The organism is Marvinbryantia formatexigens DSM 14469 (assembly GCF_025148285.1).
Taxonomy (GTDB): Bacteria; Bacillota; Clostridia; order Lachnospirales; family Lachnospiraceae; genus Marvinbryantia; species Marvinbryantia formatexigens.
The window spans coordinates 1060031-1081899 of the sequence record NZ_CP102268.1 but is presented as its reverse complement, the minus strand read 5'-3'; the positions used below and the strand labels follow the sequence as shown (position 1 = coordinate 1081899).

18 protein-coding genes are annotated in these 21869 nt (G+C 51.7%); 13 read left to right on the top strand and 5 right to left on the bottom strand.

All coding sequences use genetic code 11. The annotated features are described in order from the left end of the window. Window positions 1–93 precede the first annotated feature (93 nt). Window positions 94–570 (top strand): Hsp20/alpha crystallin family protein, encoded by a 477-nt coding sequence (locus NQ534_RS05325; protein WP_006862852.1) that lies wholly within the window; start codon window positions 94–96, stop codon window positions 568–570. Window positions 571–726: 156 nt separating this feature from the next. On the opposite strand, the gene NQ534_RS05320 is transcribed toward NQ534_RS05325, so the two are convergent. From NQ534_RS05320 to NQ534_RS05310, 3 genes are all read right to left on the bottom strand, one after another. Next, a complete protein-coding gene (locus NQ534_RS05320; RefSeq protein ID WP_006862853.1) occupies window positions 727–2235 on the bottom strand; it encodes an aminotransferase class I/II-fold pyridoxal phosphate-dependent enzyme in 1509 nt (502 codons plus the stop codon). Between the two features lie 177 nt (window positions 2236–2412). Further along, window positions 2413–4125, bottom strand: a complete 1713-nt coding sequence (locus NQ534_RS05315; RefSeq protein WP_006862854.1) for a carbon starvation CstA family protein — start codon at window positions 4123–4125, stop codon at window positions 2413–2415. Window positions 4126–4128: 3 nt separating this feature from the next. After that, complete coding sequence (locus NQ534_RS05310; RefSeq protein WP_040784000.1) at window positions 4129–4662, bottom strand: DUF8052 family protein; 534 nt, start codon at window positions 4660–4662, stop codon at window positions 4129–4131. A 451-nt stretch (window positions 4663–5113) separates the two neighbouring features. Between NQ534_RS05310 and NQ534_RS05305 the strand changes: the two genes are divergently transcribed. The 6 genes from NQ534_RS05305 to NQ534_RS05280 all read left to right on the top strand — a co-directional run bounded on the left by NQ534_RS05305 (window position 5114) and on the right by NQ534_RS05280 (window position 14347). Continuing rightward, on the top strand, window positions 5114–5341 hold the full coding sequence (locus NQ534_RS05305) for an HPr family phosphocarrier protein (protein ID WP_040784065.1): 228 nt from the start codon (window positions 5114–5116) through the stop codon (window positions 5339–5341). Between the two features lie 181 nt (window positions 5342–5522). Next, complete coding sequence (locus NQ534_RS05300; protein ID WP_006862858.1) at window positions 5523–8270, top strand: ATP-dependent DNA helicase; 2748 nt, start codon at window positions 5523–5525, stop codon at window positions 8268–8270. After that, entirely contained in the window at window positions 8258–9178 is a 921-nt protein-coding gene (locus NQ534_RS05295) for an AEC family transporter (protein WP_006862859.1), read from the top strand. The genes NQ534_RS05300 and NQ534_RS05295 overlap by 13 nt, the downstream gene beginning before the upstream one ends. 113 nt (window positions 9179–9291) lie before the next feature. Next, on the top strand, window positions 9292–13854 hold the full coding sequence (locus tag NQ534_RS05290; RefSeq protein ID WP_006862860.1) for an efflux RND transporter permease subunit: 4563 nt from the start codon (window positions 9292–9294) through the stop codon (window positions 13852–13854). Window positions 13855–13980: 126 nt separating this feature from the next. Next, complete coding sequence (locus tag NQ534_RS05285) at window positions 13981–14163, top strand: hypothetical protein (RefSeq protein WP_006862861.1); 183 nt, start codon at window positions 13981–13983, stop codon at window positions 14161–14163. After that, complete coding sequence (locus tag NQ534_RS05280; RefSeq protein WP_006862862.1) at window positions 14156–14347, top strand: hypothetical protein; 192 nt, start codon at window positions 14156–14158, stop codon at window positions 14345–14347. Before NQ534_RS05285 ends, NQ534_RS05280 begins: the two co-directional genes overlap by 8 nt. Window positions 14348–14390: 43 nt before the next feature. Here NQ534_RS05280 and NQ534_RS05275 read toward each other — a convergent pair whose 3' ends face one another. Beyond that, a complete protein-coding gene (locus NQ534_RS05275; protein WP_006862863.1) occupies window positions 14391–15158 on the bottom strand; it encodes a class I SAM-dependent methyltransferase in 768 nt (255 codons plus the stop codon). Window positions 15159–15163: 5 nt separating this feature from the next. Beyond that, window positions 15164–15922 (bottom strand): class I SAM-dependent methyltransferase, encoded by a 759-nt coding sequence (locus tag NQ534_RS05270; RefSeq protein ID WP_006862864.1) that lies wholly within the window; start codon window positions 15920–15922, stop codon window positions 15164–15166. Between the two features lie 336 nt (window positions 15923–16258). Between NQ534_RS05270 and NQ534_RS05265 the strand changes: the two genes are divergently transcribed. The 6 genes from NQ534_RS05265 (at window position 16259) to nikB (ending at window position 21869) form a co-directional block, all read left to right on the top strand. Then, complete coding sequence (locus NQ534_RS05265; RefSeq protein ID WP_006862865.1) at window positions 16259–17227, top strand: LysR family transcriptional regulator; 969 nt, start codon at window positions 16259–16261, stop codon at window positions 17225–17227. Window positions 17228–17343: 116 nt separating this feature from the next. Continuing rightward, complete coding sequence (locus NQ534_RS05260; RefSeq protein WP_207645512.1) at window positions 17344–18357, top strand: FecCD family ABC transporter permease; 1014 nt, start codon at window positions 17344–17346, stop codon at window positions 18355–18357. Further along, a complete protein-coding gene (locus NQ534_RS05255; RefSeq protein ID WP_006862867.1) occupies window positions 18351–19118 on the top strand; it encodes an ABC transporter ATP-binding protein in 768 nt (255 codons plus the stop codon). Before NQ534_RS05260 ends, NQ534_RS05255 begins: the two co-directional genes overlap by 7 nt. Further along, a complete protein-coding gene (locus NQ534_RS05250; RefSeq protein WP_006862868.1) occupies window positions 19115–20296 on the top strand; it encodes an ABC transporter substrate-binding protein in 1182 nt (393 codons plus the stop codon). Before NQ534_RS05255 ends, NQ534_RS05250 begins: the two co-directional genes overlap by 4 nt. Window positions 20297–20314: 18 nt before the next feature. Then, on the top strand, window positions 20315–20920 hold the full coding sequence (locus tag NQ534_RS05245) for a class I SAM-dependent methyltransferase (RefSeq protein ID WP_040784075.1): 606 nt from the start codon (window positions 20315–20317) through the stop codon (window positions 20918–20920). A 4-nt stretch (window positions 20921–20924) separates the two neighbouring features. After that, window positions 20925–21869, top strand: a complete 945-nt coding sequence (nikB, locus tag NQ534_RS05240; protein WP_006862870.1) for a nickel ABC transporter permease — start codon at window positions 20925–20927, stop codon at window positions 21867–21869.

The window sequence follows — 21869 nt, the reverse complement described above, 5'->3', positions numbered from 1 at the left end:
AAAGGAATGAATAAATAAAAAATTCCGGTTTCTTCCCGGTCATCCCCAGTTCTTACTGACAATCATATTTAACTGGAAAAGGAGAGATGACTTATGATGACACCGAGTATTTTTGGAGAAAACTTATTTGACGATTTCTTTGATGACTTTTTTGATTTTCCGGCATTTGACGATAAGGAAGCGCAGAAGGCGCAGAGAAAGCTGTATGGACGTCATGCGGCGAATATGATGAAAACGGATGTGCGCGAACATGACGACCACTACGAGGTGGATATTGATTTGCCGGGCTTTAAGAAAGAAGAGCTTTCCCTGGAGCTGAAGGATGGTTATCTGATAATCAGTGCGGCGAAGGGGCTCAATGAGGACGAGAAGGAGAAGAAGAGCGGAAAATTTGTCCGCCGGGAGCGCTACATGGGCAGCATGAGCAGAACCTTCTATGTCGGTGAGGATGTAAAGCAGGAGGATATCCATGCGAAGTATGAAAGCGGCGTATTGAAGCTGAGCATTCCGAAGACGGAGGCGACGAAAGCGAAAGCCGGGGAAAACAAATATATTGCCATCGAGGGATAACGGCACCTCTTTAAAATAGAGTGATAAATGGTATGGTCCGGAGCAAGGCAGCGAAGAGCTGCCCGGCTTCGGACCTTTTTGCAATAAGAAGAATCTGACCCAATAGCATAAGAAGACAGATTTTTCAGAGAGCGCCGGTGATATTTACCGCAGCTTTTACTGCCGGTAGGTACTTAAAAAGTCGCCGATTTTATGCGCCGCCTGTTCAAGCACTCCGACGCGCGGAAGGTAGACCACGCGGAAGTGGTCCGGCTGTTTCCAGTTGAAGCCGCCGCCGTGGATGATGAGGATTTTTTTCTCGCGCAGCAGGTCGAGAGCGAACTGCTCATCGTTTGTGATATTGAACCGCTTTACATCCAGCTTCGGGAAGATGTAGAAGGCGGCCTTCGGCTTGACAGCGGTGATGCCGGGAATATCGGTCAGTGCGTTATAAATACATTCGCGCTGCTCGTAGATGCGTCCGCCCGGAACAATATAATCCTTCACGCTCTGGTGTCCGCCGAGGGCAGTCTGCACGATGGACTGCGCGGGCACATTGGAGCACAGGCGCATGTTTGAGAGCATGTTGAGCCCTTCAATATAATCTTTTACGTGACGTTTATTTCCGCTCAGAACCATCCAGCCGATGCGGAAGCCGGCAATCATATGAGACTTGGAAAGTCCGCTGAAGGTTACGCAGAACAGATCCGGCGCCAGGGAAGCGATGGAAACATGCTCTTCCCCATCCATGACAAGACGGTCGTAAATCTCGTCGGAGAAAATGATGAGCTGGTGCTCCCGTGCGACCTCCACGATCTGCTGGAGAACTTCGCGCGGATACAGCGCTCCGGTGGGATTGTTGGGATTGATGATAACGATTGCCTTGGTGCGGTCGTTTACCTTCTTTTTGATATCCTCAATGTCCGGATACCATTCCGACTGTTCGTCGCAGATGTAGTGAACAGCCTTTCCACCGGCGAGGGTAGCGCACGCCGTCCACAGCGGGTAATCCGGGGAGGGAATCAGAATTTCATCGCCGTCGTCCAGCAGGGCGGACATACACAGGTTGATCAGCTCGCTGACGCCGTTGCCGGTATAAATATCGTCGATGGAAACATTGGGGATGTTTTTAAGCTGTGCATACTGCATGATTGCCTTGCGCGCGGAAAACAGTCCTTTTGCGTCGGAATAGCCTTCGCTTTCGGTAAGCTGCTGGCGCATGTCGTAGATGACCTCGTCCGGGGTGCGGAAGCCGAAGGGGGCGGGATTGCCAATATTCAGCTTCAGTACGTGTGTTCCGGCACTTTCCATTCTGTTAGCTTCTTCCACGACCGGTCCCCTCACGTCATATAATACATTATCCAGTTTTGATGATTTTTTAAATTCACGCATGGTGTTTCCTCCTGAAACATTCTTTTCTTTTTTTTCCGGAAGCGCGCCGTTTTCTGCAGGCGCGGCATCTTCGGAATCTCCGTTCATCAGCCAGTCCTCTTCGACATGCAGGGCGGCGGCGAGAAAATGAAGAATGTCCGCACGCGGGACAGTCTTTCCGCTCACATATTGGCTTACATGGCTCTTACCAAGCTTTACGCCCTGCCCGGCGGCGGCACGCACCAGGTCTACCTGTTTTACGCCGCAGTCGCCCATTGCTTTTCGGAGTCTGTCTGCAAAGGTCTCATTTGACATAGATGTTCTCCTTCGAAAATGGGATTTCATAAAGTTCAAAAATGATTATACAACAGTTCTATAAGAAGTTCAACAGAAAAAACGGAAAGTTTAATGAAAACGAAAAAGTTCAAAAAGGGAACAGAAAAGTTCAAAAAAAATACCCCCGTACATCCCTGGGGACGTAGGGGGGTTGTCTTATCTCTTTGCCTTTGCCTGGCTGGTGATAGTTTTTACGCCCTCAATAGCAAGGACAACCGCCAGAACAACGAGCAGAGTACCAAGTCCTGCGCGAATCCAGTTCCACATATCTACCGCGTTTGTCACGTTGGTGATAATGGTCTGGATTAAAGATACGATAGTAACAACCAGCATGAATGCCATCGGGAACAGGAACATTTTGTTGTTCTTGCCCATTTTGCCGAGCCATGCAGCGACAGCAAGCAGACCAAGTGCCGCCAGAAGCTGGTTTGCGGCTCCGAACAGTGCCCAGATTTTTGCGTAGCCGGTCATACCGAGCGCGATACCGAGCACAACCGTGATAATGGTTGCCACATACGGATTTGTCAGAGTCTTTTTGATGCCGGTTGCATCCTTGTAGGTCTGTCCCGGCTCCAGCCAGAATTCCTGGAACATGTAACGTGCCAGACGTGTTGCGGTATCCAGCGAGGTCAGACAGAATGCGGATACAGCAAGGATCAGCATGGAGTAGATGACATCCTCCGCGCCTGCCAGGAACGGGATGGTTGCGCACATGCGGGAGATACCGGTTGCGAATACTGCAGTCGGGGTGGTGATGCCGCCCGGAACATATTCTTTCCAGATATAACCAACAGCACAGAGGGAAATCAGCGCCAGCGCACACTCAATCAGCATACCGCCGTATGCAATCGGGCGGGCATCCGTTTCCTTGTCAAGCTGCTTTGCGGTGGTTCCGGAGCCTACCAGAGAGTGGAAACCGGAAATCGCGCCGCAGGCGATGGTAACGAACAGCGCCGGGAAGAGGCTTCCGAGGGAGCTTCCCACACCGTACTCCGCTGTGTCAATAAATCCGGTGAACGCCGGAATTTCCAGAGACGGATGAGCGCCGAGGATACCGACAACCGCGATAATCATCATGCCGTAAAGCAGGAAAGAACTCAGGTAGTCACGCGGCTGCAGAAGAATCCACACCGGGGTGACGGAAGCGATGGCAATGTAGATACCGACGATCACCATCCATACATTTCCGTTCAGGTAGAACGGATGCCAGTTGTAGCCGATTGCCATACAGGCAATGATCGCTGCCACGCCGATAACGGTGGACACAACCAGAGAAGCGTTTCTTCTGTAAACCATGATACCGAAAATAATGGCAATTACGATAAACAGGATGGAAATCATGGCGGTGCGCGCATTCGCTGCGCTTGCTGCCATATCCAGCACGCCTGCTTCATCGTAGGTAGCCTTGAAGGTATTTGCAACAATCGATGCAAATGCCGCAACTACCAGAATCAGCGTCAGATAAGAGAAGATGAGGAACAGCTTCTTTGCTCTGCTTCCGATACTGGTTGCGATAACCTCGCCGATAGACTGTCCTTTGTTGCGGATGGATGCAAATAATGCACCGAAATCATGTACCGCGCCGAAGAAAATTCCTCCGATAAGTACCCACAGCATAACCGGAACCCATCCGAATACTGCTGCCTGGATTGGTCCGTTGATCGGACCTGCGCCTGCGATAGAAGAAAAATGATGTCCCATCAGGACAGGCGCTTTTGCCGGAACGTAATCGTTGCCGTCCTCCAGCTCATGCGCCGGTGTAACACGCTTGTCGTCCACACCCCACTGGTCCGCAAGCCATTTGCCGTAGGTGACATAGCCGATAACCAGAATCACGACACCTACAATCAGTAGTAAAGCTGCATTCATGAATCACACACTCCTTTTCTTTTTTCTTTTCATGAATATATTTTTCATTAATTTCGCGTTTGCCCTGCCGCTGCGGTTCGTCGGAAAACCTTCCGCGCCGCGACAGACAAGTACGGTATGGAAATCCATCCATCCGTGCAGCGAAAAATGAAAACTTTTGTAAAGCCTGCACTTTTTCAGAAGCTTTTCCGCTTCCGGCGTACAGGTGTCGCAGAGAAACACTGCCGTAATATAGGTATACATATGTCCGGGCTTCGGGTCGATCAGCGCCATTCCCTGCTCGTAGGCAAGCTTTTCGCAGGAACGGTAAAGCTCCTCGTTAAGCTCCGGGACAGAAAAAATGTAAACGTGTTCATTGGAATCGGCGCTCCAGAGCTCGGCTTTCTTGATGAGCACGTATTTTGCCGTGTGTACATTAAAGTGGCAGACGGCAGCCAGCGGGAGTGCCGGGTTCTCTGCGCGCTCGATGTCAAAATATCCGCTGTAGGCGCCCAGCAGCGCATCCAGCATTTCTTCTCGTGTTAAATCCAGCGCCATATCAGTTCTCCTCTGTTTTCTGGTGTATCTTTTGCTTTGTATCATGAAAAAAATCCGGCTGACAGACCGGACCATTTTCCAAAGACCTCATTGTCTGAAGAATAAACAAAATATAAAGAAATAAAAAATTTATAAAGAATATAGCATAGTTTGTCGGAAAATGCAATATAGCAGCACGTTAATTGATAAAAGTTTCAATAAATGTAATATTTTTGTTATCGGAATGAAATATGATTATACAAAATCATGTGGATTTTTTGCCGGTGCGATGAGAACTCCCCGCAGAAAAATAAAAAACGGATGATTAAGACTGGCGGTTGTGGGAAAAATAGACAATGAGAAGCGAAAAAGCCGCGGCAGAGGAAGTTTTTGGAACAGTTGACAAAAACCGGGTGCTGTGACATAATGTAGCAAATCTAAAAAGAAATCATAGAGAGAGGTGCAGATGATGATGTCAGAAAGAAAGATCAGACTGAGTCAGATGAAAGAAGTCAGGGAATTTGTGTCAGTAGCCGGAAAATGTGATTTTGATATAGATGTATATTACAACCGTATTACGATTGATGCGAAATCCATTATGGGTGTGCTGAGCCTGGATTTGTCTCAGGTCTTAACCGTAAAATACGGGGGAAAGGATGCGCAGTTTGAAAATATCCTCGATAAATACGCTGCCGCATAGAGAGAAACAGAGAGAATGGGAAGAAGCCGTCGCTCCGGATAAAAATCCGGAGGGCGGTTTTTTGTTGCGCTTTAAGCAAAAAACCTCCTGTGATTCCGGGAAAAACGGGTGACAAATCAGCCGCCGCGCGTTACAATAAGATATTCGGAAACATGGGGAGAGCGGCAAATGGAGGAAGCTAGTGGATAGAATTAGGATTTCGGTCCGCAATCTGGTAGAGTTTATTTTAAGAAGCGGCGACATTGACAACCGGCGCGGCGCGATGGCGGACAAGGAGGCCATGCAGATTGGCAGCCGTCTGCACCGCAAAATCCAGGGGCAGATGGGAGCGGATTACCGCGCGGAGGTTTCGCTGAAAGCGGAGATCGACTGCACTTCTTATGTAATCAGTGTGGAAGGGCGCGCGGACGGCATTTTTTCGGAGGATGGAAAGAGCTGGATTGATGAGATAAAGGGAACCGGCCGTGATGTGAATAAATTAGAAGAGGCTATTGCGGTGCATCTGGCACAGGCAAAGTGCTATGCCTATATTTACGCCTGCCAGCAGGAGCTTGCGCATATCGGTGTTCAGATGACGTACGTTCATCTGGAGACAGAGGAGGTCCGGCGCATCCGAAAGGAGTTTTCCTTTCCGGAGCTGGAAGAGTGGTTTGCGGCGCTGATTGAGGAATATAAAAAGTGGGCTTCCTTCCAGGTGGAGTGGAAAAAAGTGCGGCAGGCGTCCATCGCGGGCGTCGTGTTTCCCTATCCGTACCGGGAGGGGCAGAAGGACCTGGCGGCGGCGGTTTACCGCACGATTGCGCGGGAAAAGAAGCTGTTTATCCAGGCGCCGACCGGCGTCGGCAAGACGATTGCCACGGTGTTTCCGGCGGTGAAGGCGGTGGGCGAGGGCCTGGGCGACAAGATTTTTTATCTGACGGCAAAGACTATCACGCGGACAGTCGCGCAGGAGGCGTTTTCGCTGCTGAAGGCGCAGGGGCTGCAGTACAAGGTGCTGACGCTCACGGCAAAGGAAAAAATCTGTCTGTGCGGGGAACCGGACTGCAATCCGGAAAAGTGTCCTTATGCGCAGGGGCATTTCGACCGTGTAAACGACGCCGTCTACGAGCTGCTGACGGGCTGGGGAAAGCCGGACGCCGGGGAGCAGGCAGAGCGCGGGAAGCAAAAGCCGGAAGAGCCGGAGTGCGGACCGGAAATCCCGGAAGGAATGCGGATGCCGGCTGAGCACGGGACGGAGAAAACGGAAGAGCCGGCGTGCGGACCGGAAATCCCGGAAGGAGTGCGGACGCCGGCAGAACGACCGGAAGAGCAGGAGATTTCCGGATTGCGTGACAGCTATACGCGGGAGAATCTGATTGCCCACGCAAAGAAGTGGCAGGTCTGCCCCTTTGAGATGTCGCTGGATCTGTCGCTCTGGGTGGACGCGGTAATCTGCGACTATAATTATGTGTTCGATCCGCAGGCGAGGCTGAAGCGCTTTTTTGCCGACGGGGGCAGGGGCGACTATATTTTTCTGATAGACGAGGCGCACAATCTGGTGGAGCGCGGCAGGGAAATGTACAGCGCCGCATTATATAAAGAAGATTTTCTGGAAATGAAGCGTCTGCTTGCGCCGGTCAGCCGGAAAGCGGCGCGCGCGCTGGATAAATGCAACAAATATATGCTGGAATGGAAACGGGACTGCGAGGGCTACTCGCTCTGCAGCGACATTGCAGTGTTTGCGCTGGCGCTGCTAAACGTATCCACGCAGCTTGAGACGCTTCTGGAGGACGGCGACAGCCCGCTGAACCGTTACCAGACGCAGCCGGAGAGCGTATACGGTGCAGGGACGCACCGGCAGCAGAGAAGTGCACGCGGCGCACAGGCACACCGGCAGCCGGAAGACGGAAGCTATGCGCAGGAATATCTGCCGGGAATGCAGCCGGAGGAACTGCCGCAGGCACCGGAGACGGGTGCAGAGCTGCGCAAAAAGGTGCTGGAGTTTTATTTTCAGGTGCGCAGCTTTCTTGCCATTTACGAGGAGCTGGATGAAAGCTACGAAATCTACACAGAGCACGAGGCGGACGGCAGGTTTAAATTAAAGCTGTTCTGCATCGACACGGCGGGAAAAATCGGCGAGTGTCTGGACCGCGGGCGGGCAGCCGTGTTTTTTTCGGCGACGCTGCTGCCGATTCGCTACTATATGGACCTGCTGTCGGGGACGCAGGAGGATTATGCCATTTATGCGCATTCCCCGTTCGATCTGAAAAAGAAAAAGGTGCTGGTGGGGACGGACGTCAGCAGCCGCTACACGCGCCGTGGACCGGAGGAGTATCAGAAGATTGCCGCCTACATTCACTGCGCTGTGGAGGCGCGCGCCGGAAATTATCTGGTATTCTTTCCTTCCTATAAAATGCTGGAGGACATACGTGCTGTTTTTGAGGCGGCGTATACCGATGTGCGCGTGATCGCCCAGAATCCCCGCATGACGGAGGAGGAGCGGGAGGAATTTCTGGCCTGCTTTTCAGAGAATAATACACAGACGCTGGCGGGCTTCTGCGTGCTTGGCGGCATTTTCGGCGAAGGGATAGACCTGAAGCGCAAGAAGCTTATCGGAGCGGTGATCGTGGGAACCGGTCTGCCGCAGATATGCAACGAGCGGGAAATTTTAAAGCAATACTATGACCGGCGGAGCATGGACGGCTTTGCCCACGCCTATCAGTATCCCGGCATGAACAAGGTCATGCAGTCGGCGGGGCGCGTCATCCGCACGGACGAGGACACCGGCGTGATACTGCTGCTGGATGAGCGCTTCTGCCGCCGCCAGTATCTGGATATCTTTCCGCGTGAGTGGGCGGATTATGAAACCTGCAGTCTGAGGACGGCGCCGGAAAAATTAAAATACTTTTGGAAAAGCCTGGAGGGAGAAGAAAAATTATGGACTTTATGACAGTGGCGAATCAGATGATGTCGTTATTTCTCATTATGATTGTAGGATATGTGATGTACCGGGTGAAAATGATAGACGATGAGGCGACGGTCCGCTTTACGCGGCTGGTACTGAACATTTCCCTGCCTGCCCAGATTATTACCTCGTTCGTGGAAAACCGCGGCGTGGTTTCCAACGGCGTGGTGATTTCCGTATTTGGAATTTCCTTCCTGGTATATGTGATTGCCGCGGTCATCGGCGTGCTGTTTATATTTCTGACGCGGGCGCCGAAGGAGGAGCGCGGCACCTACCTTTTTATGTGCCTGTTCGGCAATGTCGGATTCATGGGCTTTCCGGTGATTGTCACCATTTTCGGCGACGGTGCGCTGATTTATGCGGTAATATTCAATGTGATTTTTAACATTCTGGTATATTCCATTGGCATCGCACTGATTGGCGGAGGGAAGGGGAGCCGCCGGTTTAACCCGAAGCTGCTTCTGAACGCGCCGTTTATCGCGGCAATCGTTTCCGTGCTGCTGTTTTTTGGCGGAGTTTCCTTCCCGCGTGTGCTGGTGACGTCGCTGAATTATCTCGGCAATCTGACTACGCCGCTTGCGATGCTGATTCTGGGTGCGACGATTGCGTCCATGCCGGTAAAGGAGCTGTTTGATGACTGGCGGATATATGTGTTTACGCTGTTCCGCCTCGGCGTCATCCCGCTGGCGGTGATGGCGGTGCTGCGCGCGCTGAATCTGACTACGCCGGAGATTACCGGAATCATGATCGTGCTTGCCGCCATGCCGGTTGCCACAAACACTACGATGCTTGCGATCGAATACGGCGGAAATCTGCACCTTGCATCCAAAGGTATCTTTTTCAGTACGATTCTGTCCGTGATTACCATACCGGTGGTGGCGATGCTTTGTTAATGCCATGCGGACCAAATCTGAAAAATTTATAAATTCTTTTGAATTGCTTGACATACGGATTTACTTGTTTAAGATATTGTTAGAGAGAAAAGTATTTTAACAGGAGGATTTGTATGCTGCCGCGCTATAGTGTAAAACGCCCCTATACCGTATTAGTGGGCGTTGTTTTAATTTTGATTCTGGGGTATGTGTCCTTTACCAGTATGCAGACGGATTTGCTGCCGGATATGACGCTTCCCTACGCGATTGTTTATACGACCTATCCGGGGGCAAGCCCGGAGGAGGTGGAGACGATGGTCACGCGTCCCGTCGAGCAGTCGATGGCTACCATCAGTAATATCGAAAATATCAGCTCGATTTCATCCGAAAATATTTCGATGGTTATCCTGGAATTTTCGCAGTCGGCGAACATGGACGCCGTCACGATTGAAATGCGGGAGAGCCTGGACCAGATAGAGGGCTACTGGGACGATACTATCGGCAGCCCGGTCATCATGAAGCTGAATCCGGATATGCTGCCGGTCATGGTGGCGGCAATGGAAGACGGGGACATGTCGCAGAGCGACCTGACGGATCTGGTGAATAATACGATTCTGCCGGAGCTGGAGAGCATCGAGGGTGTTGCGAGCGTCAGCACCACCGGAACCATTGAGGAGCAGGTACAGGTGACGCTGCGCGAGGACAAAATCAGAGCGGTGAACCGTAAGGTCAGAAATGCCCTGGATGATAAATTCGCGGAAGCCGAGAGCGAGCTTGAGGAAGCGCAGAAGAAGCTTGACGAGGGAAAGGAAGAGCTGGAGAACGGGCAGACGCAGCTTGCCGACCAGACTTCGTCGGCGGAGAGCCAGATTAATGCGGGGGCCAGTCAGATGATTACCGGGCAGGTGCAGATTGACCAGAAGCTGGCGGAGGTACAGAGCGGGCTGGAAAAGATGGACGCTTCCGAGCAGGAGCTGCTCGCGAAGGAGCAGGAGCTGCTGGCGGGCGAGGAGACGCTTCAGAAGCTGCCGGAGCAGAAGGCGGCGCTGGAGGCGCAGAAAGCCCAGATCGACGCCGGCATCAGCCAGCTTGAATCGGCGCCCTCGCAGCTCGCAGAGCTTGACGCGGCGATTGCCGGTGTGAAAGGCGCGATTGAGGAGCTGGAGGCGCAGATTGCCGGACTGCAGGGAGCGCCGTCTGAGACGGAGACGGACGGTGCGCAGACGGATGCCGGAGAAGAAACAGAGGGTGCGCAGACAGATGCTGCGGCACAGACGCAGCTCTATTCGGGAGCGCGGACGCAGACGAATGCGGAAGGAAAGAACAGCGCCGGAACGCGGACGCAGACGGATGCGGAAGAAAAGAGCGCCGCGGATGTCCGGGAGCCGGAAACCTCCGGGATGAAGAATAATGAGACGGAAAACGTGCGCTCGGCGGAGGAGCCGTCTGTCCCTGAGCCACAGACAGAGACGGGGCTGGTTGTTCCCGCGCAGGATGCCGGTGCGGAGGCAGAGCTTTTTGCGCAGGACGACGGAGAGCTGATCCTGGACGGGGAGAATACGGGAAGCGCCGGGGAGACGCAGAGTCAGCCGGAGTTTTCGCTTCCGCAGGTGAATCCGGGTCTTTCACAGGAGGAAATTGACCGCCTCACGCAGGAGGCGCAGCAGGAAGCGGTGATTGCGGCTCTGCAGAAGCAACTGCTGGAGCTGCAGGCGCAGCAGCTTACGCTGGAAAATACGAAAGCCCAGGCGTTGGCGTCACTGGCGGTGCTCGGCGTTAATACCGGCGGCACGGCGCAGGAGCGCGATGAAAGTATCGATACGGTAAAATCGGAGCTGGTGGCGCGCCGGATTCAGATTGAGGACGGCATCGCCCAGATGCAGACGACCATCGACGGGATGCCGGAGCAGATGGAACAGATTATCGCGGGCAAGGCGCAGATTGAGAGCGGCAAAGCCCAGCTTTCCGAGGGACGTGCGCAGCTTCTGGCGGCGCAGAAGCAGCTTGAAACGGCGAAGGCGCAGATTGCCTCCGGCCAGACGAGCGTGTCCGCGGCTGTCGGCGAGCTGAACAAGGCAAAAATCTCCGCCACCATCGAAATGGCGGCGGGCAAGGCGGAGCTGAGCGCCGGGCAGAAGGAGCTGGATGCGGCGCTGGAGCAGATAGAACAGCAGAAGGATGCGGCTTATGACCAGGCGGATGTGACGGAAATCATCACGGCGGACATGGTGAAGGGCATTCTGGCGGCGCAGAACTTCAGTATGCCGGCGGGCTACGTGACAGAGGACGGCGTGGACTTCCTGGTGCGCGTGGGCAATAAGCTGGAGGATACGGAGGATATCGGAAATCTGCTGCTTCTGGATTTACATATGGATGGTCTGGAACCTATCCGTCTGTCGGACGTGGCGGACGTGGTGACGCTGGATAACAGCAGCGAGGTCTACGCGAAGATAAACGGGCACTCCGGCATCATGTTTACCATGCAGAAGCAGTCGGGCTATTCCACCGGCGAGGTTTCGGACCGCATCAAGGAGAAGTTTGCCGAGCTGGAGGAGAGCGACGAAAACATCCATATCATCGAGCTGATGGACCAGGGCATTTATATTGACCTGGTGGTGGATTCGGTTCTGGAGAACATGCTCTCCGGCGCCGGACTGGCTATCCTGGTGCTGCTGTTGTTCTTAAAGAGCGTACGCCCGACGCTGGTCATCGCCTGCTCGATTCCGATCAGTATCATGGCGGCGGTCGTGGCAATGTATTTCAGCGGGATTACGCTGAACATTATTTCCCTTTCGGGTCTGGCGCTCGGCATCGGTATGCTGGTCGACAACTCGATTGTTGTTATCGAAAATATCTACCGCCTGCGCGCGGAGGGCTACTCCGTGAAGAAAGCAGCGGTGGAGGGCGCAAACCAGGTGGCGGGGTCGATTGCGGCGTCCACGCTGACGACGGTCTGCGTATTCCTGCCGATTGTCTTTACCGAGGGCATTACCCGGCAGCTCTTTGTGGATATGGGGCTTACCATCGCGTATTCGCTCGGCGCCAGTCTGATTGTCGCGCTGACGCTGGTTCCGGCGATGGGCGCGGGACTGCTGAAAAATGTGAAGCAGAAGCGTTCGCGCATCTTTGAGGCGCTGCAGAATGGTTACGCGAAGCTTCTTGGATGGTCCCTGAAGGTAAAATTCCTGGTGCTGCTGCTGGCGGTCGGGCTGCTGGCGCTTTCCGCGAAGCTGGCGCTCTCCAAAGGAACCGCCTTTATGCCGGAAATGGAAAGCACGCAGGTTTCCGTCACGCTGAATATGCCGGAGGGCAGTCAGCTTCCGGAGACAGCGGCGATGTCGGACGCGGTGATGGAGCGCATCCTGACGATTCAGGATGTCACGGACGTCGGCGCGATGGCGGGAGGCACCGGTGCAATGAGCATGATGGGCGGCAGTCAGAGCTCCAGCGCGGATTCCGTTTCGCTCTATGTGCTGCTCAGTGAGGAAAAGACCATCACGAATGACGAGCTGAAGGCGGAAATTCTGGAAAAGACCGCCGATTTAAACTGCGATCTGGATGTTGAGACGTCTACGATGGATATGTCGGCGCTGGGCGGCAGCGGCATTTCTATCAATATCAAGGGCCGTGAGCTGGATGAGCTGAAGCGCATAGCGGGCGAGGTGGCGGAAATTGTGGAATCTGTCGAGGGTACGGCGGACGTTTCCGACGGAATTGCTGAGAAGACGCTGGAGCTGCGCCTGGTGGTGGATAAAGATAAGGCGATGAGCTATCAGCTCACGACTGCCCAGGTTTATCAGTTCCTGCAGGCAAAACTGGCGGACGCTTCCAGCGCGACGACGCTTTCCGCGCCGTCCAAGGATTATCCGGTGCTGGTGGTGAGCGATGCGGATGAGACGCTGACGCGCGATAAGATTAAAAAGCTGACCATCACCGGAAAGGACGAGGACGGGCAGGAGGTAGAGGTGCCGGTTGCCGATCTGGTTGAATTTGTGGATACAGAGGGCTTCTCCTCCATTAACCGTGAGGCGCAGACGCGCTATGTCACCGTATCGGCGCAGATCGCCGACGGCTATAATATCGGTCTGGTGTCTGCGGATTTGAACGCGGCTCTGGAAAATTATGAGCTGCCGAAGGGCTACAGCCTGGAAATGGCGGGCGAGGACCAGACCATCAATGAGGCGATGACAGAGGTAGTCAAGATGCTTCTGCTGGCACTGGCGTTTATGTACCTTATCATGGTGGCGCAGTTCCAGTCGCTGCTCTCGCCGTTCATCATTATGTTTACGATTCCGCTTGCGTTCACGGGCGGTCTGCTGGCACTGTATCTGACCGACAATCCGGTCAGCGTCATTGCCATGATCGGCTTCGTCATGCTGTCCGGTATCATCGTAAACAACGGTATCGTGCTGGTTGACTACATCAATCAGCTCCGCCGCGGCGGCATGGAAAAACGGGCGGCAATCGTGGAGGCGGGCAGAACAAGGCTGCGCCCGATTATCATGACGGCGCTGACCACCATCCTCGGACTGCTCACAATGGCGCTGGGCAACGGCATGGGCGCCGATATGGTACAGCCGATGGCAATCGTAACCGTCGGCGGTCTGACCTACGGAACATTGCTGACTCTGTTTGTGGTGCCGTGTATTTACGACATCTTTAACCGGAAAAAGGATATGACGGAGGAAGAAATATAAAGAGCATATAAAAATGCCGGGTGCGAAAAGCATCCGGCATTTTACAAAAAGAACGTATATTTCTTTTCGCTTTGACACATACTCCCTGAAGTAATGATATTTTGAAACACGAAGGGAGCATTGTCTATGAACAGCAAGAACAAGAATACAGCAAAACCGGCCAAAAATGCCGCCAACCTGCATGTGGAATCGGTGTATGACGACGATAATATTCCAGAGGTGGATACAAATTCCGAGTGGGAGACAGAACCGCTTCCGGAATCTTTCCGTCCGCGCAAGGATGGTCCGGGAGGGGAATCGGATGATTGACAATCAGGAGCTGCCAATCGGTTTTACGATGGAGCTGGCGGAGCATCTGGATGTGCTGCGGAAGTTTTCGGCGCTGCCGAGGGAAGCGCAGCAGGTGTACATCGATGGCGCCAGCCGGGTAAATTCCAGGGAAGAAATGCGGTCGTATGTGGAAAATATGTTTAAAACGCCGAAGCTACAGTAAAAGGGCGTAAGGGAGTATGCCGCAAACGCTCCGACAGCAGCATTTAAAAAGAATAAGGTTTCTCTGCCCGGATGAGAAACATCGGAGTGGGATTGTAAAACTCATTACACTGCCGGTATATTCTGGCAGAGATGCCGATATCTGCGGAAATAGTTGTATAGCCGATCTTTTGCAGAAGCTGCACGTCCCATGCCGGGCGGGATTGATTGCTGATGGAAAGCTGGCTCTTGATGGATTCGCATTCAAGCAGCATCTCGGAGGGCATGGAGCGGTGCGCGTGCTCGGATGGCAGCTCGTTTACGTTTTTATTGCAACTGTCATGTCCGTAATCCGCATCGAAATTGAGCAGGATACCGCCGCTTTTGAGGATGCGGAACCACTGCGTATACGCCTGTTCCGCGTGGGGAAGCGTCCAGGTGAGGTTGCGGGTGAGGATCACATCAAAGGTATTATCGGCAAACGCCGGATTCTCCGCATCCATACAGAAAAATTTCGCGGAAGAATGTTGTTTGCCCGCAAGCTCTCTTGCGTGAAGAATCATGTGCTCCGTCAGATCAATGCCGGTGGCGTCGTGACCAAGTGCGGAGAGCATGAGGGCAAACATGCCGGTTCCGCAGCCGACATCAAGAATTTTAAGTGATTTTTGTGCGGGGATATTCTGCAGAATCTCCGTGAGCCAGGCACGACCGGTTTCCGATTCCTGCTCTTTTTCGCGGAGCGAACTAAAATCGTGGCTCCGTTTTGTCCAGTAATTCACAATTCTGTTTTTAATCTCCCCGGATTCCGGGTGAAATGTTTCTTTATATTCCATACGACTTATTTAAACGCCTGCACGCAAAACAGCGGCGTGGCGGCGTAATTTATCCTTTCCATAAAACTGTAAACCTGATCTCCAATATCTTCTTCAATGTAAACGGAAGAGGCACCGAGTTTTGTCAGAACAGCTCTGTCCCAGTCCGGGCGGGAAATACGGGAAAGCGGCATATTTTTCGCCAGAGCTTCCATTGCGGTAATATCTGTGCATGTATACTGATCTTCCAGATTCAGACTGGCGACATTGGCACGGTCTGTCTCATACAACAGGCGCTTTTCTTCGTCAAAAAGATAACCGTACCAGTTTGCATCAAAATTCAGCAGTGTTCCGCCCGGCTTCAGCACCCGAAGCCACTGCGCGTATGCTTTTTCCGGCTCGTCCAGATTCCATGTGAGATTGCGGCTGACGATGACATCGAAAGTATTATCTTCAAAATCCAGATTCTGTGCGTCCATTATTTTCCAGGTAATACTATCTGAGAGCACACCTGCATTTCTGCGCGCCTGCTTTAGCATGGCTGCAGTGTAATCCACTGCGGTCACATGATAGCCGGCTTCTGCCAGAATAATGGCAAAAAAACCGGGTCCGGTACCGATATCCAGCACGGAAACCTGCTCCGGCGCTTTATCAGGAAAGCGGTTCTGAAGGTAATGCAGCCATTTCTGATGCTGCTCCCCGGCGAGTTCTTCCTGGTTGACCGCAGAATATCCTTCTGCACGACCGCTCCAGTATTTTTCGAGTTCTTTTAATTGTTCCGGCATATATCCAATCCTCTGTAAAGTAATTTTTACTGCGATAACTAAGATAACAGAAACGGACGGCGGATGCAAGCTCCCAGGGGGGATATTTTTTGCATGTTCATAATTTTGATATGCTGTAAATGGAATGGAAATGCATGAAAAAAAGGAATGAGAAATATCCCCCTGGGTGGCTTGTGGAGCAGAGGGAGAATAGGATATGATAGGACATGTCAGATACAACATATAAAGTTTCCTATCATTCATGGGAAGAGACATATTCTGGATTCGCAGACGGAATATGTCTCTGCTTATGTGTAACATACCAGTATTAGGATTTTGAAATAACAGACCGGTTGTTTGCAGAAACAGAAGAACCGGCAGGGCAGGGATAGTTTAAGAAAAGTGGAGGGGATTTTTCAGTTGGATATGAGGGAAATCCGGTATTTTGTCGCCTGTGTGCAGACAGGTTCCTTTAGCCGGGCAGCCGAAGTATTGTTTACTACGCAGTCCAGTGTCAGTAAGATTATCAAAGCGCTGGAGGAAGATATGAATCTGGTGCTTTTTGAGCGATTGCCAAGGGGAATACGTATGACGCGGGAAGCAGAGCGCATATATCCTTATGCGCTTTCTATCCTTGACAATCTGCAGAAAATGCAGATGCCGGACAGAGAAGAGACAATAGAAACACTTTCTGTTTCCTGCAATCCGAGCTCGTGGTTCGCAGACTGCTTTACTGCATTTTATGAACGGAAACAAAAGGAAAAAATCCATTATCAGATTTATTCGGCAGATTGCCGGGAAATTGTGGAGCGCGTGCGGGAGCGGACAGATGATGTTGGATTTGTATATATACTAAAAGACCAGTTGACGGTGTTTCAATATTATATCTCCAGAAATTATCTGGAATTCACGGCTCTGAAAGAAACAACTGCCGTGCTTTATGGCGGAAAGAACTGCGGAGGAGGAAAAAACGGAACGGTAGATTTTTCCAGAATGAAATTGATTCAACGGTTTCCTGACGAATTTTCACCGGATAATTACTGGAATATCACAGATGATGGGGGAAGGTCTGCCACAGACGCGGAGACAGTTATTACTACAAACAGTGACTATATTATGGAGCGGTTCCTGCAGTCTGAGGGGCTGGTGAATATCAGCGCCGGTTATCTCTCCGGAAAACCGTCAAAAGAAAACGCTGCAGGATGGAAACGGAATCTGACGGATACGAGGATATTATTTGGATATATAAGGCGCAGAGGTGAAGAGCTGTCCGGGCAGGCGGGGGATTTTCTGGCGTTCATGAAGGAAAGACTTTTGAACGGATAATTTATATAAAGAAGCAGATGACAGAAGAAAAAGGATTGTTTTAAGGAGAAGTTTGAAAATCAATGAGGGATACTGGAAAGTTTCGAAAAAAGAATTGGAAAGATCGCCTTGTGATTATGGCATTGTGCGTTATAGTAGTTGCACTGGGATTTGTCTGTCTGTTTGCAGGCTCGTCGCATATGTCAGCGGCAGAATGTTTTGGGGCGCTGACCGGAAAAGGAACGGCTGCCAATGTGCGGATTATCTGGAATATCCGTATCCCGCGGGTCCTGGCGGCAATCATTGCGGGTGCGGGACTGTCTGTTTCCGGTCTGATTATGCAGACAACGCTGAATAATTCTATGGCGTCGCCTTCTACGCTGGGCGTTTCAAATGCGGCGGTATTCGGAGCAAATCTGTCCATCATTGCATTTGCGGGCGGTTTTTTGTCCACCGGCAATAACATAGCAAATTATGCTGTTGGCGCGAATCCTTATGCGACAAGCGTTATGGCGTTTTTCTTTTCCACAGTGTCTATTCTGATGATTCTGGGGCTTTGTACAATCCGGTCCTTTTCGCCGAACGTAGTAGTGCTCTCCGGTATGGCGCTCGGCTCGGTCTGGGCGGCGGCAACAACGATTCTTCAGTTTTATGCTACGGATGTGGGAATATCAGCGGCAGTTGTCTGGAATTTCGGCGATCTTGGACGGGCAACCTACCGCACAGATGCCATAATGTTTACTGTAGTGACGGCAGGTCTGGTCTTTTTTACCCTTATGTCGTGGAGGCTGAACGCACTTCTTGGCGGGGAGGCTGTGGCAAAGACAATGGGGGTGAATGTAAAAACACTGCGGTTCTTCTCGATGCTGCTTGCTTCTCTGATTACCGCAGTCTGTGTATCCTTTCTGGGAATTATCGGATTTGTGGGAATTATCTGTCCGCATATTACAAAGAAACTGCTGGGACAGGACCACCGGGTTACCATACCGATTTCTGCCTTAAGCGGCAGTCTGCTGTTATTGCTTGCCGATACATTTGCAAGAAGTATGGGAAACGGCTCTGCTCTGCCGGTCGGTGCGATTACTTCTTTGATGGGTGCGCCCTTCTTTGTTGCAATTATTTTTTCGGGAAAGGAGAATCGCCGATGCTGAAGGTCAGTAATCTGTGCTTTCGTTACAGAAGACATGGCAGAGATGTGCTCAGAAATGTCAATCTGGAGCTTGGACGGGGAGAAATTGGCATTCTGCTCGGCAAAAACGGTTCGGGAAAAACGACACTGTTTAAGAATATTCTGGGGCTTTGCACTCCTTCGGACGGTACGATTCTGTTTGAGGGAGAAGAGCTGGTAAAAATGCCGGTGAGGGAGCGGGCGAAGCGCATAGCCTATGTTCCGCAGGAGATCCATTTCGGGGAGCTGAGTGTATTTGATTCTATACTTATGGGAAGGGTTTCCTATTTCGGGCTGAAAGCGGGGCACGATGACTATGCTGCTGTGGAGAAAATCATAGCCGATATGCATCTGGAAGCATTTGCAGACAGGAATGTCAGCGAGCTGTCCGGAGGAGAACGGCAGAAAATAGCGATAGCCCGTGCTATGGCGCAGGAACCGGGACTGATGATTTTTGACGAACCAACCGGAAATCTTGATATAGCGAATGAACAGTTGATTATCAGAGAAGCGAAAAAACTGGCAAAAGAGAAACAAATCAGTATTCTGAGTTCGCTGCATGACCTTAATCAGGCAATGGATTTTGGCGACCGGTTTTTCTTTCTGAAGGACGGAGCCGTGAAGTACGCCGGGGACAGTACGTGTATCAGTGAAGCAGTAATCAAAGACATTTTTGACATTGATGTCAGAATTGTTGAGATAAATCATGAAACAATAATCTTAACAGGAGGAAAAAGGGAATGAAGATGAAAAAAATGACAGCCGCTCTGCTGGCTTCTGTAATGGCGTTTGGCTTTTGCGGCAGTACCGTGCAGTGCGAGGAGCAGGAAACTGCGGTGGAGAATGCGGGAGAAGAGATTACCATTACCGATATGATCGGCAGAGAGGTGTCGGTTACGCCTGGAAGTTATGAGAGGGTGGTATGCGTCGGCGCAGGCGCGCTGCGCATGTACAGCTATATAGGTGATGTGAATTTGCTGTGCGGTGTGGAGGACATTGATAACACGACGCTGGAGGAACGCCCGGAGATGTTCGATTCCGTGGCAAGACCGTATGTTCTTGCTTATGAGGAGGTATTCAGTATGCTTCCGTCCTGTGGTGTGGGAGGTCCGATGGCGCAGGCGGCTGAAGCGGAAAAAATCCTGTCATGCGAACCGGATATTGTGATTTCTGAGTTTGAGGATGTGGAGAAGGAGGACGCGCTGCAGGAGCAGCTTGGCGTTCCGGTCATTACGCTGAAAGCAGGCTCAAAAGGCGTGTTTGATGAAGCGTTTTCCGGTTCTATGGAACTGCTTGGCGTTCTGTTTGGAGAAGAGGAAAGAGCGGAAGAACTTATTGCATATGTTGAAGCAGAGGCGGCAGAAATTACATCCAGAACGGCGGATATTGCGGAGGAAGATAAACCGGCTGTATATATTTGCGGACTTGGCAACTGGGGAACAACCGATCATCTGATGACTGCGGAAAACTTTGTCTCCCTGAATATCGCAAACGTGAAAAATGTTCTGAGCGGTACGGGGATGGAAGGTATCCAACCGATTGAAGAGGAGAAATTCGTGGAGCTGGGAGAAGATATGGATATCATCATTATGGATGCGGCTGCGGTCAAAAATATTATTCCGCTGTATCAGGAGGACCCGACCATGTTTGATACCTGCAAGGCATGGAACAACGGCGAGGTTTATCTGGAAATGGCGTATAATGCGTACTATACCAACTTTGAAATTGCTCTGTGCAACAGTTGGTTTGTTGCAAAGACAGTCTATCCGGAGCTGTTTGAGGATGTTGACATGATGGAAAAGACAAACGAAATTACCAATATGTTTCTGGGTCAGGAGCTGGCGGAGGAAATCTTTGCATGCCCGTCAAGCTTCGGCGGATATCAGAAGATTGATACGGCAACTTTCTTTGGAGAGAATTAAGTGAACGAAGGCGGGAATATGCAGAAAGAAGATGTCATTGCTTTTTTTGACCGCTGTGCCCCGGGGTGGGACGCCGGAACGGTGGCAAATGATGAAATAATCGGGAAAATCCTGGATAATACGGGAATTGCGGCGGGCATGGAAGTGCTGGACGTCGCCTGCGGCACCGGGGTGCTGTTTCCCTACTATATTGAGAGGGGCGTTTCCTCTGTGACCGGTATTGATATTTCGCCGGAGATGGCAAAGATTGCGGCGCAAAAGTGCAGAGATGTTCCGGAAATCCGGGTAATCTGCGGAGATGTCGAGGAGCAGAAATTTGACAGAAGGTTTGATGCAATCGTGGTTTATAATGCGTTTCCGCATTTTCCGGACGCACGGCGTCTGATCAGGACGCTGGCATTGCTGCTGAAGGACGGGGGAAGAATGACCATTGCTCACGGAGCCAGCCGGGAACAGATTGACCGCCATCACGAGGGAGCAGCCAGTAAGGTTTCTAACGGGCTGATGCCAGCGGAGTGTCTGAAAGAGCTGTTTGAGCCGTATTTTACAGTGGATACTGTGATTTCAGACTGCCGGATGTATCAGGTGTCCGGTGTGAAAAACCGGAAAGACAGGCGGGAGTGATGAAATGAGAAAATATGTGATAAGGCGGCTGCTGCAGCTTATCCCGATATTAATAGGAATTACCTTCCTGTCTTTTGGGATGATGCGGCTGGCGGGAGGCGATGCCGTTACTTATATGTACGAGAATGCGGGAACGGCAGTTTCGCAGGAGATTATTGATGCGGCGAGAGCGGAGTATGGTCTGGACAAACCTTTTCTGGTGCAGTATGCCGCCTGGCTTGGCGGAATGCTGACAGGAGATATGGGGGAGAGCTATGTGTCACATAAGGATGTGTTTGACACGTTTGTGTCGAAGCTGCCTGCGACCATGCTGCTGACGCTGTCTTCCATTATCCTGACGGTGCTGATTGCGGTTCCGCTTGGAATTTTGTCGGCGGTGAAGCATAACCGGTGGGTGGACTACGTAATCCGTTTCTTAAGCTTTATCGGCAACTCAATGCCGAACTTTTTTGCGGCGCTTGTACTGATGTATTTTCTTTCCATCCGGCTGCAGATTTTTCCGGTCATTACGACGGATAATCTGGCGCTCAGTCTTGTGCTGCCGACGCTGACGCTGGCGCTGTCTATGGCGTCCAAATATACGCGGCAGGTGAGGGCGACCGTTCTGGAGGAGCTGAACAAAGATTACGTGGCGGGAGCCAGGGCAAGAGGCGTGAGAGGCTCTGTGATTATCTGGAAAAGCGTCATGAAATCATCCATGCTGACAATCATTACGCTGCTGGCGCTGTCTATCGGAAGCCTGCTGGGCGGCACGGCGATTGTTGAGAATATTTTTATGTGGGACGGCGTGGGAAAGCTGGCGGTAGATTCCATCACGATGCGCGATTATCCGATGATTCAGGCGTACGTGGCATGGATGGCGATGATTTACGTTCTGGTAAATCTTGTGACCGATATTATTTATCATTTTCTGGACCCGCGTGTACGGCTGGGAGGTGACGGAGCGTGA

What these genes read in the sequence shown, in the direction of transcription:
- NQ534_RS05325 (WP_006862852.1), top strand. Translation starts at nt 94, where the DNA reads ATGATGACACCGAGTATTTTTGGAGAAAACTTATTTGACGATTTCTTT.
- NQ534_RS05320 (WP_006862853.1), bottom strand. Translation starts at nt 2,235, where the DNA reads ATGTCAAATGAGACCTTTGCAGACAGACTCCGAAAAGCAATGGGCGAC.
- NQ534_RS05315 (WP_006862854.1), bottom strand. Translation starts at nt 4,125, where the DNA reads ATGAATGCAGCTTTACTACTGATTGTAGGTGTCGTGATTCTGGTTATC.
- NQ534_RS05310 (WP_040784000.1), bottom strand. Translation starts at nt 4,662, where the DNA reads ATGGCGCTGGATTTAACACGAGAAGAAATGCTGGATGCGCTGCTGGGC.
- NQ534_RS05305 (WP_040784065.1), top strand. Translation starts at nt 5,114, where the DNA reads ATGTCAGAAAGAAAGATCAGACTGAGTCAGATGAAAGAAGTCAGGGAA.
- NQ534_RS05295 (WP_006862859.1), top strand. Translation starts at nt 8,258, where the DNA reads ATGGACTTTATGACAGTGGCGAATCAGATGATGTCGTTATTTCTCATT.
- NQ534_RS05290 (WP_006862860.1), top strand. Translation starts at nt 9,292, where the DNA reads ATGCTGCCGCGCTATAGTGTAAAACGCCCCTATACCGTATTAGTGGGC.
- NQ534_RS05285 (WP_006862861.1), top strand. Translation starts at nt 13,981, where the DNA reads ATGAACAGCAAGAACAAGAATACAGCAAAACCGGCCAAAAATGCCGCC.
- NQ534_RS05280 (WP_006862862.1), top strand. Translation starts at nt 14,156, where the DNA reads ATGATTGACAATCAGGAGCTGCCAATCGGTTTTACGATGGAGCTGGCG.
- NQ534_RS05275 (WP_006862863.1), bottom strand. Translation starts at nt 15,158, where the DNA reads ATGGAATATAAAGAAACATTTCACCCGGAATCCGGGGAGATTAAAAAC.
- NQ534_RS05270 (WP_006862864.1), bottom strand. Translation starts at nt 15,922, where the DNA reads ATGCCGGAACAATTAAAAGAACTCGAAAAATACTGGAGCGGTCGTGCA.
- NQ534_RS05260 (WP_207645512.1), top strand. Translation starts at nt 17,344, where the DNA reads ATGGCATTGTGCGTTATAGTAGTTGCACTGGGATTTGTCTGTCTGTTT.
- NQ534_RS05255 (WP_006862867.1), top strand. Translation starts at nt 18,351, where the DNA reads ATGCTGAAGGTCAGTAATCTGTGCTTTCGTTACAGAAGACATGGCAGA.
- NQ534_RS05250 (WP_006862868.1), top strand. Translation starts at nt 19,115, where the DNA reads ATGAAGATGAAAAAAATGACAGCCGCTCTGCTGGCTTCTGTAATGGCG.
- NQ534_RS05245 (WP_040784075.1), top strand. Translation starts at nt 20,315, where the DNA reads ATGCAGAAAGAAGATGTCATTGCTTTTTTTGACCGCTGTGCCCCGGGG.
- nikB (WP_006862870.1), top strand. Translation starts at nt 20,925, where the DNA reads ATGAGAAAATATGTGATAAGGCGGCTGCTGCAGCTTATCCCGATATTA.